Below are 1149 nucleotides of genomic sequence, written 5' to 3'. Positions count from 1 at the left end.
CTCCGCTCCCGTCTGTCCGCCGCCGCCCCCGCCCTCCTCGGCTACGCGGCGGTGCGGGCGGTCGGGCTCGCGGTGCTGGCCGTCGCCGCCGGGGCGACCGGCGAGGACGGGTGGCACCGGCTGACCGGCCGCTGGGACGCCGTCTGGTACGCCCGGATCGCCGAGCACGGCTACGGCTACACCGCGACCCTGCCCGACGGCGCCCGCCACCCCGACCTCGCGTTCTTCCCGCTGCTGCCCGCCCTGGAGCGGGCCGTCACCACCGTCCTCCCGGTCACCCCCGGCACCGCCGGGCTCGCCGTCGCCTGGGCGGCCGGGCTCGCCGCCGCGTGGGGGATCTACGCGGTCGGGACCGAGGTCGCCGGGCGGCGGGCCGGGGTGCTGCTGGCCGTGCTCTGGGGGGTGTACCCCACCGCGTTCGTGCAGTCGATGGCGTACACCGAGACCCTGTTCACCGCGGCCGCCGCCTGGTCCCTGTACGCCGTGCTGCGCGGGCACTGGATCGCCGCGGGCCTGCTCTGCGCCCTGGCCGGTCTCACCCGCCCGTCCGCAGCCGCGCTGATCGCCGCGCTCGGCGTCACCGCGGCCGTGACGGTGGTCCGCGACCGCCGGCTGCCCGCCCGCCTCGCCGCCGGAGTGGCCCTCGCCCCGCTCGGCTGGCTCGGCTACGTCGTCTACGTCGCCGTCCGCGAGGGCCGGCCCACCGCCTACTTCGACGTCCAGGCCGCCTGGGGCAACGACATCGACGGCGGGGTGGCCCTCGCCCGCTTCGTCCACGCCCACCTCACCGGCCCCACCCCGCTCGCCGGCGTCGGGCTGCTCGCCGCGCTCGCCCTGCTCGGCTGGGTGGTGTGGCTGTGCCTGCGGCTGCGCCCGAGGCTCCCGCTCCCCGTCGTCGCCTACACCCTCGGCATCGTCGCGATCTCCCTCGTCGGCGCGGCCTACTTCGGCTCCCGCCCCCGGCTGATCATGCCCGCCTTCCCGCTGCTGCTCCCGGCCGCCGCCGCCCTGGCCCGGTGCAAGGACCGCACCGCCACCCTCACCCTCACCGTCCTCGCCCTGGCCTCGGCCGGCTACGGGGCGTTCACCCTGCTGGGGGCGGGTCCGCCGTGACCGCGAGCCGCACCCCCGGCCCGTCCCCCCACCTGT

At 78.3% G+C, this 1149-nt stretch carries 1 protein-coding gene; it reads left to right on the top strand.

All coding sequences use genetic code 11. The features are described from left to right. Positions 1 to 12 precede the first annotated feature (12 nt). Entirely contained in the window at positions 13 to 1113 is a 1101-nt protein-coding gene (locus C6N75_RS29855) for a hypothetical protein (protein ID WP_105871949.1), read from the top strand. Positions 1114 to 1149: the final 36 nt, after the last annotated feature.

It is taken from the genome of Streptomyces solincola (assembly GCF_002982015.1).
GTDB lineage: Bacteria > Actinomycetota > Actinomycetes > Streptomycetales > Streptomycetaceae > Streptomyces > Streptomyces solincola.
Note: the sequence above shows the minus strand (reverse complement) of the source record. Positions and strands in the feature narration are given on the sequence as shown.